This window comes from Spirosoma flavum (assembly GCF_042686045.1).
GTDB lineage: Bacteria > Bacteroidota > Bacteroidia > Cytophagales > Spirosomataceae > Spirosoma > Spirosoma flavum.
In genome coordinates this window covers 424,379-440,323 of sequence record NZ_JBHUOM010000002.1, presented here as the reverse complement: position 1 = coordinate 440,323, position 15,945 = coordinate 424,379, and the positions used below count along the sequence as shown (strand labels likewise).

At 45.9% G+C, this 15,945-nt stretch carries 9 protein-coding genes; 5 read left to right on the top strand and 4 right to left on the bottom strand.

The genetic code is table 11. The features are described from left to right. The first annotated feature begins 447 nt into the window (after positions 1–447). The 3 genes from ACFS25_RS07325 (at position 448) to ACFS25_RS07315 (ending at position 6,171) form a co-directional block, all read left to right on the top strand. A complete protein-coding gene (locus ACFS25_RS07325; protein ID WP_381498080.1) occupies positions 448–3,723 on the top strand; it encodes a SusC/RagA family TonB-linked outer membrane protein in 3,276 nt (1,091 codons plus the stop codon). 24 nt (positions 3,724–3,747) lie between these two features. After that, on the top strand, positions 3,748–5,247 hold the full coding sequence (locus ACFS25_RS07320; RefSeq protein ID WP_381498078.1) for a SusD/RagB family nutrient-binding outer membrane lipoprotein: 1,500 nt from the start codon (positions 3,748–3,750) through the stop codon (positions 5,245–5,247). Positions 5,248–5,310: 63 nt separating this feature from the next. Further along, complete coding sequence (locus ACFS25_RS07315) at positions 5,311–6,171, top strand: BT_3987 domain-containing protein (protein ID WP_381498076.1); 861 nt, start codon at positions 5,311–5,313, stop codon at positions 6,169–6,171. A gap of 63 nt (positions 6,172–6,234) precedes the next feature. Here ACFS25_RS07315 and ACFS25_RS07310 read toward each other — a convergent pair whose 3' ends face one another. From ACFS25_RS07310 to ACFS25_RS07300, 3 genes are all read right to left on the bottom strand, one after another. Continuing rightward, on the bottom strand, positions 6,235–7,725 hold the full coding sequence (locus tag ACFS25_RS07310) for a glycoside hydrolase family 130 protein (protein WP_381498074.1): 1,491 nt from the start codon (positions 7,723–7,725) through the stop codon (positions 6,235–6,237). Positions 7,726–7,856: 131 nt separating this feature from the next. Beyond that, a complete protein-coding gene (locus ACFS25_RS07305) occupies positions 7,857–10,223 on the bottom strand; it encodes a glycosyltransferase family 4 protein (RefSeq protein ID WP_381498072.1) in 2,367 nt (788 codons plus the stop codon). 219 nt (positions 10,224–10,442) lie between these two features. Beyond that, positions 10,443–12,242 carry a hypothetical protein gene (locus ACFS25_RS07300; RefSeq protein WP_381498070.1) on the bottom strand — a complete coding sequence of 600 codons (1,800 nt, stop codon included), beginning with the start codon at positions 12,240–12,242 and terminating at the stop codon, positions 10,443–10,445. Between the two features lie 131 nt (positions 12,243–12,373). Between ACFS25_RS07300 and ACFS25_RS07295 the strand changes: the two genes are divergently transcribed. Beyond that, on the top strand, positions 12,374–14,821 hold the full coding sequence (locus tag ACFS25_RS07295; RefSeq protein WP_381498068.1) for an efflux RND transporter permease subunit: 2,448 nt from the start codon (positions 12,374–12,376) through the stop codon (positions 14,819–14,821). An 8-nt stretch (positions 14,822–14,829) separates the two neighbouring features. Here ACFS25_RS07295 and ACFS25_RS07290 read toward each other — a convergent pair whose 3' ends face one another. Next, the gene (locus ACFS25_RS07290) at positions 14,830–15,279 is read right to left on the bottom strand and encodes a DUF4286 family protein (RefSeq protein ID WP_381498066.1); all 450 of its coding nucleotides are present in this window, start codon (positions 15,277–15,279) and stop codon (positions 14,830–14,832) included. 27 nt (positions 15,280–15,306) lie between these two features. Here ACFS25_RS07290 and ACFS25_RS07285 point away from each other — a divergent pair, with 27 nt between their 5' ends. Then, positions 15,307–15,741, top strand: a complete 435-nt coding sequence (locus ACFS25_RS07285) for a cytochrome B (RefSeq protein ID WP_381498064.1) — start codon at positions 15,307–15,309, stop codon at positions 15,739–15,741. The last annotated feature ends 204 nt before the right edge of the window (positions 15,742–15,945 follow it).

Sequence of the window (15,945 nt, the reverse complement as noted above, 5' to 3'; positions counted from 1 at the left end):
CCAGTTATTTCTATAAAACCAATTAACATAGAGTACACTAAACACAAGTTAAGCGTGTATTCTTACCCATTTTGAATACAGTTTCAGGATAAGACCTATAAGGAGTAAAAAATAAACTGCCTTTTTGTTAAAAATTTTATTTCTTAGCTTCTATGTAACCCAAAATGATATATGTAATATAATATATTGTTTAATCTAGATAGCGCCAAATTATTAACTATAAATAGACCATTAAGCTGAGTACTAATTTCCTTTTAGTTTAAGTACAATTACTTAGAAACAAGATTTTTACTATTTGTTATATACTATTAAAAAACAATTAAATGCAGATTACTATTACTATAGACACATCAGGTAGTTTGGGCTTTATAGAGTAATTTAGAGTTACATCGCTTCAATAAAAGAAGTAGCATACTTATTTTTCTTAACTTAAATATCATCAACTTTATGAGAAAATTTTTAATTGCAAGCTACCTCTTGTCGCTATTTTTCTGCCTGCCAGGGCTAGCACAGGATGCAACTGTAACGGGACGTGTAACATCGTCTGATGATGGCTCGGCACTGCCGGGCGTGAGTGTTGTTATCAAAGGGACCACTCGAGGGTCAACCACTGATGCCAGCGGTAATTACCGAATTAGTGCGGGTTCTGGAACCACATTAACCTTTTCATTTGTAGGTTTCACATCTCAGGATGTAGCAGTCGGTAACCGCAATACAGTGAATGTAACACTAGTTGCTGATGCATCAACGCTGAACGAAGTCGTGGTTACGGGATTCGGGATTCGGCGTAATGAACGAGAAATCGGTACGTCGGTAACTAAAATCAACAGTACTTTAATCAACCAGGCTGCACCGGTTAACATCGCGAATGGGTTATCAGGGAAAGTAGCGGGATTACAAGTGAACTTAGTGAATAATGGCGTTGGGGCCACTCCCCGACTCACTATTCGGGGTAATCGTTCATTCCTTGGTAATAACCAGGCCCTGTTGGTTGTCGACGGAGCACTTACCGATATTAGCTATCTGTCGTCTATTAATCCGAATGATGTTGAAAGCAGCTCTGTACTGAAAGGACCAAGCGCTGCCGCCCTCTACGGATCCGATGCCGCGAACGGGGTGCTTGTTATCACGACAAAACGCGGTACACTGAATAATAAACCACAGATTTCTTACACAAACAATACGCAACTAGAAAGCGTATCCTACATGCCTGACCTACAGCGCACCTATAGCTCTAATGGGGGTGAAGGTGCTCCTTATCTGGATGCTAACGGACAGCGGCTATATGTTCCCTTCGAAAATCAGCAGTTTGGCCCGGCCTTCAATGGTTCCATACAGCCGTTAGGCTTCGGTGTTCAGATTGCGAATCCCGATGGTTCTTTCCGGCTCGATACCTTGAAAGTACCTTTTTCATCGACGGGTAAAGATCAACGGCGGGCATTTTTCAATACTGGCGTTACTCAACAACACGACGTGGCTTACCGAGTGGGCGATGGGCAGAACTACTTCGGGCTGAGTCTTCAGCGCGTTGACCAAAAGGGCATTGTTCCAAACGATAAATACAACCGGACCAACGTCGTTGTCAATGGTGGCCGGGTGGTTGACAAGTTCACGACGAATGCCAAAGCGCAGTTTACGTATGAAAATACGAACAAGGAAAATGGCGATTTTGGTCAGGGCCGACCTTTATATTGGAACTTGCTGAACCAGCCTGCTAACGCACCATTGACTGATCCGCGCATCAAGGATATCACCTCACCCTATGGCGATGTAAATGGATACTTTAACGCATATTATCCGAATCCCTGGTGGCAGGTAACCGGCGATAATTCGCGGGCCATTACCAACAAATATTCGTTTCAGGGATCGGCTGATGTTGGTTATCAGGTGGCTAAGTGGTTGAACGTTACCTATCGCATAAACGGTCAGGTAGCCAATACGCAGACTAAATCGCATCTGGCAGCTGTCTCGTTTAGTAGCTACGCCCTGGGAGACCCCTGGAGTGCCGGTAACATTGCTTCGTCGCTAAAACAGGTAAATGGTAATGTGGGTGATGGTAGCGTTACAACGACACGCTTTACGGGTGACCTACTGGTAACCGTTGCGCCAACATTTGGTGATTTTACTACCAAATTAATTCTGGGTCAGCAAAGCCGGGTTGACAATGTACGCTACCTGACGGCGTCTGCAAGTTCACTCGTTGTACCAGGAACCTACAACATCGCTAACCGATTAGGCAATGTGAGCGCGGGCGAAGGATCTTATCAGAGCCGCCTGCTTGGTTACTTCTACGATTTCACGGCGGGCTTCCGCAACTTCGCCTTTGTCAACGCTACCGGGCGATATGACAATACATCGTTGCTGGCAGCGGGTAACCGCTCCTATTTTTACCCTGGTGTCAATGCGTCGTTAATTCTGACAGAGGCTCTGCCAGCTCTCAAAGGAAACAGTGTGCTGACATACCTTAAATTACGGGGTGGCATTGCCAAGGCGGGTAATATTAGCGTTGGGCCTTACCAGTTACAGAACGTCTTTAATCCCGGTGGTGGATTTCCTTATGGTAGCCAGCCCGGTTTTGCGCAGAGTACACAGCAGAATGATCCTAATCTGAAACCTGAATTTACGACGAATAAGGAAGTAGGCATTGAGTTTGGCTTGTTCGACCGGATCAATGCCGAAGTCGTATATTATTCGATGGTAACAACAAATCAGACGGTTCCTATCCAGGTTTCGCGAACAACGGGTTTTGCGTCAGCCCTGATTAATACGGGGTCTATGCTAAATAAAGGCCTCGAAATCGACTTAAAAACGATCCGTCCAATTGTCAATGCAGGTGGCTTTACATGGAATATTAATACCAATTTCACTTACATAGATAATCGGGTAACGTCGGTCTATGCCGGGTTAGACAAAATTAATATTCCCTTAGGTAGCAGTATTTTTAATCCCTATGCCCCTGGTGCCGCATCGAATGTATATGCAGCCGTAGGATACACGTATCCAGCCCTGTACGGAACAGATCTTGCTCGGGTGCAAAACACAGATCCAACCGCTTCATATTATGACGCAACAGGCCAGTATGTAGGTCGCCCGGTAGTTGACCCAACAACGGGTTATCCTATCGTGGATCCCAATATCAAATATCTAGGGAACACACAGCCCCGCTACCGGTTTGGCTTCAACAACACCTTTGCCTTTAAAGGACTCACCTTGAACGCCTTAGTTGAATATCGGGGCGGCAATGTGATTTACAACCAGTTAGGAAACGCGCTGGAATTTACGGGTGCGGGCATTCGCTCAACGTATAACGGACGGCAAAACTTCGTTTACCCAAATTCGGTGCTGGCCACGACCAATGCTGATGGGACAACTTCATTCGCGCCGAATACGAATGTCTCAACCCGTGATGGCAATCTGGAATTCTGGACAAACTCAGGTTATCACAACGCCGTTTCGAGTTATGTAACGAGTGCAGCTTTCTGGAAACTCCGCGAAGTAGCCCTGAGTTACAACTTCCCACCGACGCTGTTCAGCAACATCAAGTTTATCCGATCGCTGAACATCGGCATAACAGGTCGCAATTTGTTGATGCTACGTCCGAAAACAAACGTATTCACTGACCCTGAGTTTTCGCTGGATAACAGTAACGCTCAAGGTTCCACAAACGAATATCAGACTCCCCCGACCCGCCAGTACGGTTTCCGGCTAAGTGTTGGTTTTTAAGTCATACTCTTATCAACAAAAATCATGAACCTCAAAAAATTTACTATCGGGGCGATGGTGGTAACACTGACCATCTTGTCCGGTTGCCGTAAAGATTACCTCGACATCAATAGTAATCCCAATCAGGTGACGGCTGCCACGCCAGTGCTGGTATTGCCTGCTGCCTTAAGCTCGTCAGGGGCTTATTTCTCTACCTCTTTTAGCTTTCTGAACCTTTGGATGGGGTATTGGAACTGGAGTGGTAACTACTCAATTGGTACATCGGATAAGAACTACCAGTTTACAACAAGTTTTAACACGGGTATCTGGGACAATGCGTTTATCATTCTGAAAAACTATGATTATATAGATAAACAGGGGGCTACTCTGGGTCAGCCGCTTTTGCAGGGTATGGCTAAAATTATGAAGGCGTTGCACTTCCAGATTCTGGTCGATACCTACGGCAATATTCCCTATACACAAGCTTTACAGGGACTTAGTACGGCTCAGCCCGTTTATGATGATGCCAAGACTGTATATGAAGATCTATTCAAGCAAATTGACGCTGGATTGACCTTATTCAATGATGCGGACAAATTCGCGGCTCAGGGTGGAACGGTACTAAATCCGGGTACGAACGACATCATGTTTAAGGGAGATATTGCTAAATGGCGTCGGTTTGCCAATACGCTCAAACTGCGAATGCTACTACGGCAATCCGAAAAAGCAGACCGGTTGGCTTTTATACAGGCTCAGTTAGCTATTATCAACGCATCGGGGTATGGATTCCTGGCGAATGGTGAAAACGCGGCTGTCAATCCCGGTTATGCCAACTCATCCGGTCAGCAAAGTCCTTTTTATGGCACCTACGGCTATCAGGTTAACAGTCAGCCTATTGAAGCCTACAATATCAACCGCGCCAACAAATACGGGATCAACTTCTACCAATCAACGAACGACCCCCGGCTGGCTGAGTTCTATGCCCCCGTTGGTGGTTCAGGTACTACATTTAACGGAACGTTTTTTGGCACGATAGCTCCCGCGGTAAATAGTTTAACATCGGGTATTGGTCCCGGCGTGCTAAATAATGTAAACCAACCGGCTTATATTCTGACATCGCACGAAGCCTTTTTCGTACAAGCCGAAGCCGCTCAGCGGGGTTGGATTACTGGCAATCCGAAAACTTTTTACCAACAGGCTATTACGGAATCGTTTGTGAATCTGGGCCTGACGGCGGCTGATGCTATGACATATTATTCGCAGGCTACCATCAACGTTGGCTGGGACACGTCGACGGATAAAATTCAGGCAATTATTACCCAAAAATGGGCATCGCTCAACGGTTGGTCGCCCTTTGAAGCCTGGGCGGATTATCGACGGCTGGGCGTTCCAAACGTACCGATTTCACAAGACCCCAGCACGTCAGTCAAGCAGATTCCGGTTCGGCTTTTATATCCGCAAAGCGAGTTTAATTACAATAGCGCAGCGGTGAAGGCACAAGGCGATATCAGTCAGTTTACGTCCAAGATTTTCTGGGTGAAATAATCATCAACTTCGGTCAGGCACTGTTTTTATAGCCGCATCTGACCGGAATAACCATTGACAATCATGAAAAACCTTTTGTATAGTTTCGTTTTGGGTGGTCTGGCACTAAGTATGACCAGCTGCTTAAAAGACGACGATCATTTTACTGATTTTCAGAGCGTAGGGGCAGTGGCCGAAATTCCCTCGGCGGCATTCTACGGGATTGCAGACAACCAGGGATTGCTTATTCAAACAGCTCCAACCAGCTATAGTTTCGATGTAAACATTGCCTCTCCGGCACCGCTTACACAGGACATTACGGTTACGCTGGCTTTGGACAAAGCCGCTCTGGATGCCTACAACGCGGCTAATACCACATCTTATCAGCTGCTGCCCACAACGCTATACCAGATTTCGTCGCTAACCACAACGGTGAAGGCGGGTAGCCGACTGGCACCCATTAATCTCACCTTTTATTCGGGAGCCGACAAAGTGCCAGACCCAATTGGCTATAACGACGCGGCTTATGCACTGCCGCTGAAGATCACGACTGCATCAAACAACGTGGCTGTAAGCAGCAATTATGGCACGAAAATTATTTTCCTGAAAATCAAGAATGACTACGCCGGTGATTATCGGTCGGTCGGTACATTTAATCATCCTACTGCTGGTACACGAGCAATAAATAGAGATAAAACATTAGCAACCATTGATGCATCGACCGTTCAAACGGAGTACGCTGACTTAGGGGCCACAGCATTAATGTGGTTGAAGGTTAATGCCGATAATACAGTAACGCTCACACCTAAAGGTACTGCCAGCACAGCAACAGTACAGTTTGGCGAAAATAAATACGACCCAACAACGCACGCCTACACGCTTAATTACAAATATGCGGGTGCGGGTGGCGACCGAGTCATTAATGAAGTAATTAAACTGAAATAGCCTATCATGATTAGCAAAAAGCCCCGTTACGTTCGTAACGGGGCTTTTCTATGGACTGTATTTTTAAGCCACAACCTCGGCAGGCACAACTTCTTTTTTACTTTGACCCGTCAGTTCGGCCAGTAGTTCGGCCACATTTACAGTAGCAAAACTGCTGGCATAGTCGGCCATAGCATAAGGAATAATCAATTCACCACCATTGATGACCCCTCCGCAACTATACACAACATTCGGTACGTACCCTTCGCGTTCGTTTTCGTCGGGGCTCAGGATAGGTTCGCTAGTGCGGCCAATAACTTTTGAGGGATCGTTCAAATCAAGCAGAAAAGCCCCAATAGCATATTTCCGCATTGGCCCTACACCATGACTCAAGACGAGCCAACCTTCCTCAGTCTCCATTGGTGAGCCACAGTTGCCCAACTGAACATATTCCCAATGGTATGTTGGCTTAAGAATAAGTTCTTTAGTTTGCCAGAAGTACAAATCGTCGGAATACATCAGGTAGATATTCTCCCCGTCCTGCCGCGAAATCATGACATATTTTCCGCCAATTTTTCGCGGAAATAGCGCCATACCCTTGTTCGAGACTTCGGCACCATTGAGTGTGCTGACGCTGAAATGGGTAAAATCTTTCGTTTCCAACAGTTGCGGAAACGTGACTTTACCATTGTAGGCGGTGTAGGTGGCGTAGTAGGTTATTTCGCCATTATCGTCGGTAAACTGAACAAAACGAGCGTCTTCAATACCGTTCGTTTCATTAGGTGAATTTGGAAAAATACACCGCTCGTCTAAACTCTGGTCATCTTCGAAGTGAATTTCGTAGTTCGACTTCGCTAGTGCCAGCAATCCGCTCGCAATGGTTTCATATTCTGCGTTGTATCGAAACTGAGCTGATACCCGTTTGATCTGCGCTTCGAGTTCAGACAAACTGAACTCGTCACTGAGGCCCACCATCATTTTCTCCTGAATACTATTTTCCAACCGTAACTCATACAGTTTACGCTCAAACATAACCCGGTTGAAGCGGTGATTCGGAACGATTTCGGGAGATGTTACGTAGCGCGATGGCTGTCTTAAGACAATTTTCCCAGTCTCGTCGATATAACCCATACGAAATGAGATTGATGAGACATGACCTTCACCGGTGGCCCGTAAGCTCAAAATAAAGCGTTTGTAACCGGGTGGCACATTGGTCTGGTCTGGATGCCAGATCATGGATGGGTTAAACAGCGCAGCCGATTCGAGCGAATATTCCATTGTGAAATACGCGCCTAGAAGCAGCTTTCTATCGTCTGTCAGGGGTTCATCGGTTAGTAAGTGAGCCTTTATCTGCTCAAACCGGTTCAATAAAAAGCGTTCGAGTTTATAATGACGACCACCAAACTCCCGGATAACTTCATCAAGTTTTTGTTCGGCCTCCTCATCGGTCATACCACCAACCCGTGCCACAATTTTCAGGGTTCGGGTGGTACTGCCCAGATCAAAGGGGCGAAATAAAACGCGGGTTGGATCTGGCCGTAAGACAATGCCAGTGCGAATGGCTTTTATACTCATTATGCTAATAAGTTAGTAAGTAATCAAATGGCAGGTAACAAGTTCTAAATGTATAAATGGTAAACACTAATTTACACACCACTTACTCTCTTACAACTTGATCACTCACTAACTTAGTATGCTTAATTTTTTTAGCCATTCATTAAAGCAGGCATAGACATGCTTACCGGCTTTGCTTCAGGTCGTTGTTTCTGGATTGCATATAGCTCGGCCAAGGCCATCAAATAAGACAATGTGGACTCTGCACCCTGGTTTTGATTCACCCGGTCAATGTGCAGACCATCGCGACAGCCGCCCGTTTGCTGATCATATAATGGCAAGCCCAGGTCATTAAATCCAGAGAACCATTTAAAAATCCGAATGGCCGTTCGGTGCCACTCATCGTCACCCGTAACAGAAAAAGCGGCCAAGCAAGCTGATAATGTACTTTGGGCTTCCAGTGGCTGCTGATCAAAATAGGCACGAGTTTGCCCTTTTGTATAGAAACCGTTTGAGCCAATTGGCTGAAAATGGCCATGTGGAGCTGTTTGCAGGTCTATAAGCCACCGCAACGAATTGAGTCCGATACCAACCAAATGCTCGTCGCCAGAACGAAGTAGAACGTGGGCGAGTACAGCGTTATCATACGACAACGTATTTTCGAACCAGGGCCACTCTTCGGTCGCGGTTTCTGTGTATCGGAACATCAGTTTGTCAAGTAACTGTCGTTCAATGTTTTTGGCCAGTCGATCGTCGTTAAATTTCTTCTGGTATTCGTAAATACCCAGTAAAGAAAACGCCCATGAACGGGGTGACGACATCGACACAACCGTAGGCAACACCTTCTCGAATAGGCTCATAGCCCATGTAACGGTGTTACGATCCGATGACTGTCCGATACACGTGCCAAGTGCCCATATGGTGCGGCCTGTGCTATCGTCCGAACCAAATTCTTCGAGCCAGCGACGGTCATAGCTCATGAAGTTGCGGAAACGTCGATACTCATCGGTATAGGCGTGGTTGATGAAGGCGCAATAATTATCGGCAGCCTTCGCTAATTTCTGGTCACCCAGGCCAGCCGTTTGAATTGTCAATGCCAGAATTAGGGCACGGGCATTATCGTCGGTACAGTAGCCTTCCTCATAATACGGAAGATGATGCCGGGCATGCTGGATAATACCGGTAGAATCAGTCAGGCGAAACAGGTGGTCGAGTCGAAGTCCAGGCATCTTAAAAACTGAACTGGTGTGCGCGCCCACTGTGTACAATGCCTGATTATTAAACGTATTCATTCGTTCCTGCCGAGCATGTGAGAAGGAGTCAGCGTACGTCTGAATTACTCGTTCCCAGATCATTTCGCGGCCCATCATATAAGCTTTCTTACGCATGTGATGACGAGTGGACTCATCGCTGAGCAGACCAATAATCTCACTGGCAATCGCTTCTGAGTCGCCAAATGGAACCAGAATACCACGGCCATCGGCCAGAAGTTCTTCGGCGTGCCAGTAAGGTGTTGAAACCACGGCTTTTCCGCAACCGAAAGCATACGATAACGTTCCTGATGTGATCTGAGCTGGATTCAGGTAAGGTGTAATATAAATATCGGCAGCGCCCAAATACTCAATCAGGCCATCTAATTCGACAAATTGATTATAGAAACGAATATGGTCGCGAACGCCACAATCATTGGCCAGTTGCTTTAGGCTGTCGCGGTAGGCTTCGCCTTCATTTTTCACCAGGTTCGGATGGGTAGCCCCCAACACCATATATACGACATCGGGATACTGCTCTACAATACGGGGCAATGCACGAATCACATTCTCGATGCCCTTATTTGGTGAAAGCAGCCCAAACGTCAGCAAGGTTTGTTTCCCTTCCATACCGAACTTATCCTTATAAAAGTGCGGATCGACAAAGGGCATATCGGGAATACCATGCGGTATAACGTCAATTTTTTCTTCGGGAATTTCGTAAATATTTATCAGGAAATCCCGGCCTTTCTCAGACATACAAATTACCCTAGACGACAAATCAGCTATGCTTTTCAGCACCAGCAACTGGTCTTCATTCGGGTCTTTCAGAATCGTATGAAAGGTCGTCACGATGGGCATCGTGAGGTTACGCAGAAGTGTCAGAATATAATTACCCGCCGAACCACCGTAGATACCGTATTCGTGTTGTAAACAGACAACATCAACGTCTTTTGAATTCAGGAATTCGGCAGCTTTGCGATAAGCGCCTTGATCGTGCTGGTAAAAATCATACCGTACTTCATTTGGATAGTCGTAGCCCTCGAGCGTATCGTTAACTGATACAACCAGCGCTCTGGAGTCATGAATAAAGGAATTGTACGAAAGATAAAGGTCAGACGTGAAGGTTGCAATGCCACATTGGCGGGGTAAATAATCGCCAATAAAAGCTACATTTTTAGGATTATGGCCCCACACCGATGCGTCCGTTTCTATCTGATCGGAATGCCGATAGTAATTCGTGCCGGTGCGGTTCGAATGAGTTGTCATAATAAATGATTTAGTAAATTAATGAGAAGTACAAAGTCTATAACGATAACAATTTACAAGGGCTTTTGTTTAGGGTAACAAAATATTTTAATCGTATAAAGGCGATTTCAATAATTTGACAACTTATTATCCAACTAAACCTTCATTTCACCCTATAAAAAACGGTTACACTCTGTTAACGATACTGAATAGTTGACGTTTGATAGGGGTACGTTTTTATCAATAGACAGTAACTTTTCTCTCTTTTTTCAGCTGCTGCAAAGCGCATTTCAGCCGTGTATTTTGCCGCCTGAGCACATTCACTTCCTCTTTAAGCTGTATAACGTAAAGCATTGTTTCTTCTATCTTTTCGAGTAAGTGAGCATCCATCGTTGCAGCGTCGTAACCTTCTTTAACAACCTCATCGGCCGACAATATATTGGGTAAATGTTTGTTTTCTGTAACGTACTGCTTCACTTCTTTCAGCGGCCGAAGAGCATAACCAGGTTCAAAAACCCGGTCAGCCCAATCGGCTTTGTTTGTCACAAATAGTTTACCCGTAGCAGGTCGAGCCAGCAGTACTTCGCCCCGCTCATTTACAGTCAATACTTTGTCTGTTTTGGTGGTTACCAGACTGTTACTCGTTAAATTTTCCAGTCGAAGTCCTGACTTACCGGGCCGCTCACTACGTATGTGCAACCGGGCGGTGGGTGCATTTGTACCAATACCTATATTAGCATCTTTACCCAGTATAACAGCGTCGCTAACGGATACAATCGCTCCCGCACCGATGGCTGTTGCATTCGTTAAATTTTGCGCCAGGGCATCAGCTCCCATACCCACAAATGTGTTGCGGGAGCCGCTATCACGCTGCCCGGTGGTGTAGCCAATGTACACATTGTCGTCACCATTGCCGTTAGCCGTACCGGCTCCATTACCCACAATCGTGTTGTGGCTTCCCGTTGTGACATCCCGACCCGATACGGAACCAAAGAATGTATTACCCTTACCAGTGGTGGTACTGAAGCCAGATTTATAGCCAACAAACGTATTGGAATCTGCCACAGCGTTATAGCCAGATTGGTAACCAAGATAGGTGTTTTTAGCGCCTGTTTGATTAGTATAACCGGCTGTGCTTCCCACCATAACATTGCCTGAAACCATGTTGTTAAAACCAGCCGAATCGCCAATGACAACATTGCGAGACCCCACTACATTCTTCAATCCAGCTCGATAGCCTATAGAACTATTCCACATACCCGACTGATTTTGCGAACCAGCCAGCTCCCCAAAAAATGAGTTTCCATTGCCAGAACTTGTCAGATTACCCGATCGAGAGCCAAAGAAACTATTACCAAAACCATTATTATTATTACCGGCAGAGGCCCCCATTAGTGTGTTCGATGAGCCTGTACGATTATTGAAGCCCGCAGATCGGCCAATAAATACATTGTCTATTCCAGTCGAGTTAGTATAGCCTGATTTACTCCCAACGAATACATTACCATTAGCACCATTCTGAAACAAACCTGCTGAGTCGCCAATCATAACATTATTATTACCTATAGATTGTTGAAACAATCCTGTGCCAGCTTGACTGCCTACCAACACATTACTACAGCCTCCCGTATTATACATACCAGCTTTATATCCGACAAACACATTGCTGTAACTATCAGTGTTTAAGCTGCCTGCCTGCGCGCCTAGAAAAGCGTTGTTGCTACCTTTTCCATTAAAGCCCCCTGCATAGGTTCCCACGTAGGCATTATCATTTCCAATTGTATTAAGATAACCGGCTTGGTGACCCACAAACGTATTTTCGCTTCCTGACGTGTTACCGTTACCGCTAGAATTACCGATGGATACATTTTTACTACCTGCCGTATTAGTAGAAGCTGTAAAGGTTCCTACAAATAAATTGTATGTACCAGGCGTAGCAGACGTTGGCCCAGTAATCACTATATTACTCTGCGACCACGACGCATCAATGCCTGACAGTATTAACCCAAAAACCAGCCCAAACGAGTAAAGAAATTTCATACATTAATAAATTGAAGGTGAGTACATAGTTAACCGTCGCAAGCTATCGAAGCAGTAACATATACCCTAACTGCTTTCTAATACGCCATCGTTTTTATGTACCTTTCGGACTTATTTCGCGTTAATCAGGTATGATTTGGCACCGTATCTCCTCTTTTATTTTAAAAAATAGAATACCCCTGGTGGTAGCTGTTTTGATCGGCACAGCGTTCATGGGGTATCAGGCCAGTAAGGTCAAGCTCTCTTACGAACTGGCTAAAATTCTGCCCGTCACGAACCCCGACTATCAGCGCTACGAAGCCTTTAAGTCACATTTTGGTCAGGATGGCAACGTAATGGTGCTCGCTATTGAAACCGATAGTATGTACCAGCTTAAGTTCTTTAACGACTGGTATGCATTGAGTCAGCAAATCCGGCATATCGAAGGTATAAAAGACGTTGTGTCGAATGCCAATCTCTACGGGATCACGCGTGACGATTCAGCCCATACTTTCCGTGTTCGGCCGCTGGTTTCGCGGCCTCTCACGACCCAAAGCGGGTTAGACAGTCTTCATACGCGCATTGCCGCCCTGCCGTTCTATCGGGGTTTAGTGACCGACAGCAGTGGGCGGGCGCACTTGATGGCCATAACATTCGACCAGAAGGTGGTGAACACTAAAAACCGGATTGCTCTTGTCCGACAGGTAGAAGCCGTAGCCGATTCGTTTGGTCGGCGACACACACTGGCTGGCTCTATCGCATCAACGTCAGCCGGTTCATCAACCGTCGATACACAGTCCAACGGCACGGTACACATGTCGGGTATGCCATACATCCGTACGGAGTTTACAGCGAAAGTCAGCAAAGAAATGTTTCTGTTTTTAGGACTGGCGTTTTTAGTTACGGCGCTGATTCTGTTTTATTTCTTTCGGTCACTAACAGTCGTGCTGACGGCACTGGCGGTTGTCGGCGTGGCCGTAATTTGGGCAACGGGCTATATTGTTCTGCTCGGCTACGACATTACATTGCTAACCGGCCTTATTCCGCCCCTGATCATTGTTATTGGGGTCCCAAACACTGTTTTCCTACTCAATCGCTACCACGAAGAATTGAACCGGGGGCGCAGTCAGCACGAAGCTTTGGCGATTTCTACGGAGAAAATCGGCGAAACGACCTTTTTCGCTAACGTTACTACGAGTGTCGGCTTTTTCGTGTTTTATTTCACCGGAAGCCCCCTCCTATTGCAATTTGGGCTGGTGTCTGCATTGGGTATCATGACTACCTACGTCGTATCGCTCATTCTGATACCCAGTATTTTCAGCTATCTGGCAACACCATCTGCTAAACAACGCGGACATTTGGAGCGTCGGCAGGTTGGTAACTTCCTTACCTGGGTTGACCATCTGGTACATACCCGCCGAACCGCCATTTATACATTTATTGCTATCGTGACGGCCATCTCTATTGTGGGTGCTCTACAGATCAATCCTATTGGCTATGTAGTGGATGATTTACCCAAAAATGACCCGATCTACACTGACTTAAAGTTTATCGAAAGCCGCTTTAAGGGCGTGATGCCCTTTGAAGTAAGCATTGATACCCAACGACCTGGCCGGGTATTGACACCCCAGACGTTAACGAAGATCAAGTTACTCGAACGCGAATTCGGCAAGTACAGCGAGTTTACACGGCCACTCTCTTTGGTCGAAGCGGTCAAGTTTCTTTATCAGTCCTACCGTGGGGGCGACCCCAAATACTACGCGTTGCCGGGCGCACTCGAACTGAGTCAGTTGGCGAGTTATGCACCGCAGTTGAAAGGTGCCAAGAATGCAAGTGGAGGCTTAGCCTTTAAAGCCTATTTAGACAGTACGTTTCGCTATACGCGCATCAGTTTTCAGATGCCTGACGTTGGCACCGTTCGCACGACGCAACTAATAAATGAACTTCAGCCCAAAGCCGATTCGATTTTCAATATAGACCGTACAACCGGAAAGCGCGTGGCAGCTACCGATCAGTACGATGTTCATATTACGGGCAACAGTGTTGTTTTCACGCGGGGTAACGATTATCTGCTCACTAACCTGGCCGAAAGTACAGCACTGGCTATTTTACTGGTTTCCGTTATTCTGATTATTCTCCTGCGCGATATTCGGTTGAGTCTGATTGCTATTTTGCCAAGCGTGGTACCGTTGATTGTTACAGCCGGAATAATGGGTTTTTGCGGTATCCACCTGAAACCTTCGACCATTCTGATTTTCAGTATTGCCTTTGGTATATCATCTGATGGTACCATCTACTTTATTACGAAATACCGCGATGAATTACGGAATCAAAAGATAACTATAGATCGGGCCGTTTCAGAGACGATCCGCTACACTGGTATCAGCATGTTCTACACCGCCATAATTCTGTTTGCGGGTTTCGCCATTTTTGCCGCATCTACTTTTCAGGGTACCGTTGCGCTTGGCATTCTGGTTTCTATTACGCTACTAATGGGTATGGCCTCCAACCTGATTCTCCTCCCTGCTTTTTTATTGACTGTCGATAAACAGCAAAACCAGAAAAAGCTAAATAAAGAGTCGCAGAGCACACGGAATTAATACGGCTTTCAGACTTCTTCCAAAAGCGTATCAAATGAAATAAGTTGATTGCCAAAGCGATGTTTAAGGCGTTGGCGCAGAGTGTCGGCATGATACTGTTGGTAGGCAGCGTAGTCGGCCATTGTGTTGAAATCGAGCTGAACCGAAAAGGTTGTGCCGCCATTATCGAGTTCTGTCAGTAAGCGGAGAATTTTGTGACTAACGGGTAATTCGGTAGCTATTGCAGCGGGCAAAAAGAAGCGCTTCATCCAGCGAAGCCAGTCATGGGCCACCTCATCGGCAACGCTATAAGTTGTATTATAAAGAATCATAGTCGCTAAACAACCGATTGGCGGGGTAAGTTGAGCATTTGTTACACTTTTGGCTGAAACTGTATCACAGTTGGTTTGATCGTTGGGAAGAATCCCCGACCCGGCTTCAGGTAAAAGTCCTGATTTGGTTGTTTCTTTGCCAATCAAACCAATTCGCCTTAAATTAATTAACTCATGTATTCTGGATTAGTACACGCCCACTCAGGGCTTCGCTGGGTAGCCCTGATTCTTTTACTAGCAGCCGTAGTTGTAGCCATCGGCAAATGGCAGGGACGCAGCGGCTATACCGATGGTAATCGTAAACTGTACCTGTTCACCCTGATTTCGGTGCACACACAGCTCATTTTGGGTCTGGTCCTATTTTTTATGAGCCCCAAAGTTAATTTCAGCTTACTAAGCGACAAGCTGTACCGATTCTACAGTGTGGAGCATACGGCTGGTATGCTGATTGCCATTGTGCTAGTTACCATTGGCTATTCACGCTCAAAACGGGCATCTGATACCACGGCAAAACAACGATTAATCGGCATTTTTTACGGATTGGGGTTAGTACTTATTCTGGCCTCAATTCCCTGGCCGTTCCGCATTATTGGCGCGAACTGGTTTTAAATCACATACATCTCTCCGACCTACCAAAGACGGTCTTCCAGCAACGCGTAATCTATATATGCCGCTGCTGAAAGACCGTCTTATCGTTTACAAAGCATTTGCCAGATGTAAACACATTATTAAATTTCAAATTTTTCATATGCTTTTTCGATCCTTCAATTAGTTTACGGTCAGTAACTTATCAAACTTGGCACGGAAAAATTC

What these genes read in the sequence shown, in the direction of transcription:
- ACFS25_RS07305 (WP_381498072.1), bottom strand. Translation starts at nt 10,223, where the DNA reads ATGACAACTCATTCGAACCGCACCGGCACGAATTACTATCGGCATTCC.
- ACFS25_RS07315 (WP_381498076.1), top strand. Translation starts at nt 5,311, where the DNA reads ATGAAAAACCTTTTGTATAGTTTCGTTTTGGGTGGTCTGGCACTAAGT.
- ACFS25_RS07295 (WP_381498068.1), top strand. Translation starts at nt 12,374, where the DNA reads ATGATTTGGCACCGTATCTCCTCTTTTATTTTAAAAAATAGAATACCC.
- ACFS25_RS07325 (WP_381498080.1), top strand. Translation starts at nt 448, where the DNA reads ATGAGAAAATTTTTAATTGCAAGCTACCTCTTGTCGCTATTTTTCTGC.
- ACFS25_RS07285 (WP_381498064.1), top strand. Translation starts at nt 15,307, where the DNA reads ATGTATTCTGGATTAGTACACGCCCACTCAGGGCTTCGCTGGGTAGCC.
- ACFS25_RS07300 (WP_381498070.1), bottom strand. Translation starts at nt 12,242, where the DNA reads ATGAAATTTCTTTACTCGTTTGGGCTGGTTTTTGGGTTAATACTGTCA.
- ACFS25_RS07310 (WP_381498074.1), bottom strand. Translation starts at nt 7,725, where the DNA reads ATGAGTATAAAAGCCATTCGCACTGGCATTGTCTTACGGCCAGATCCA.
- ACFS25_RS07320 (WP_381498078.1), top strand. Translation starts at nt 3,748, where the DNA reads ATGAACCTCAAAAAATTTACTATCGGGGCGATGGTGGTAACACTGACC.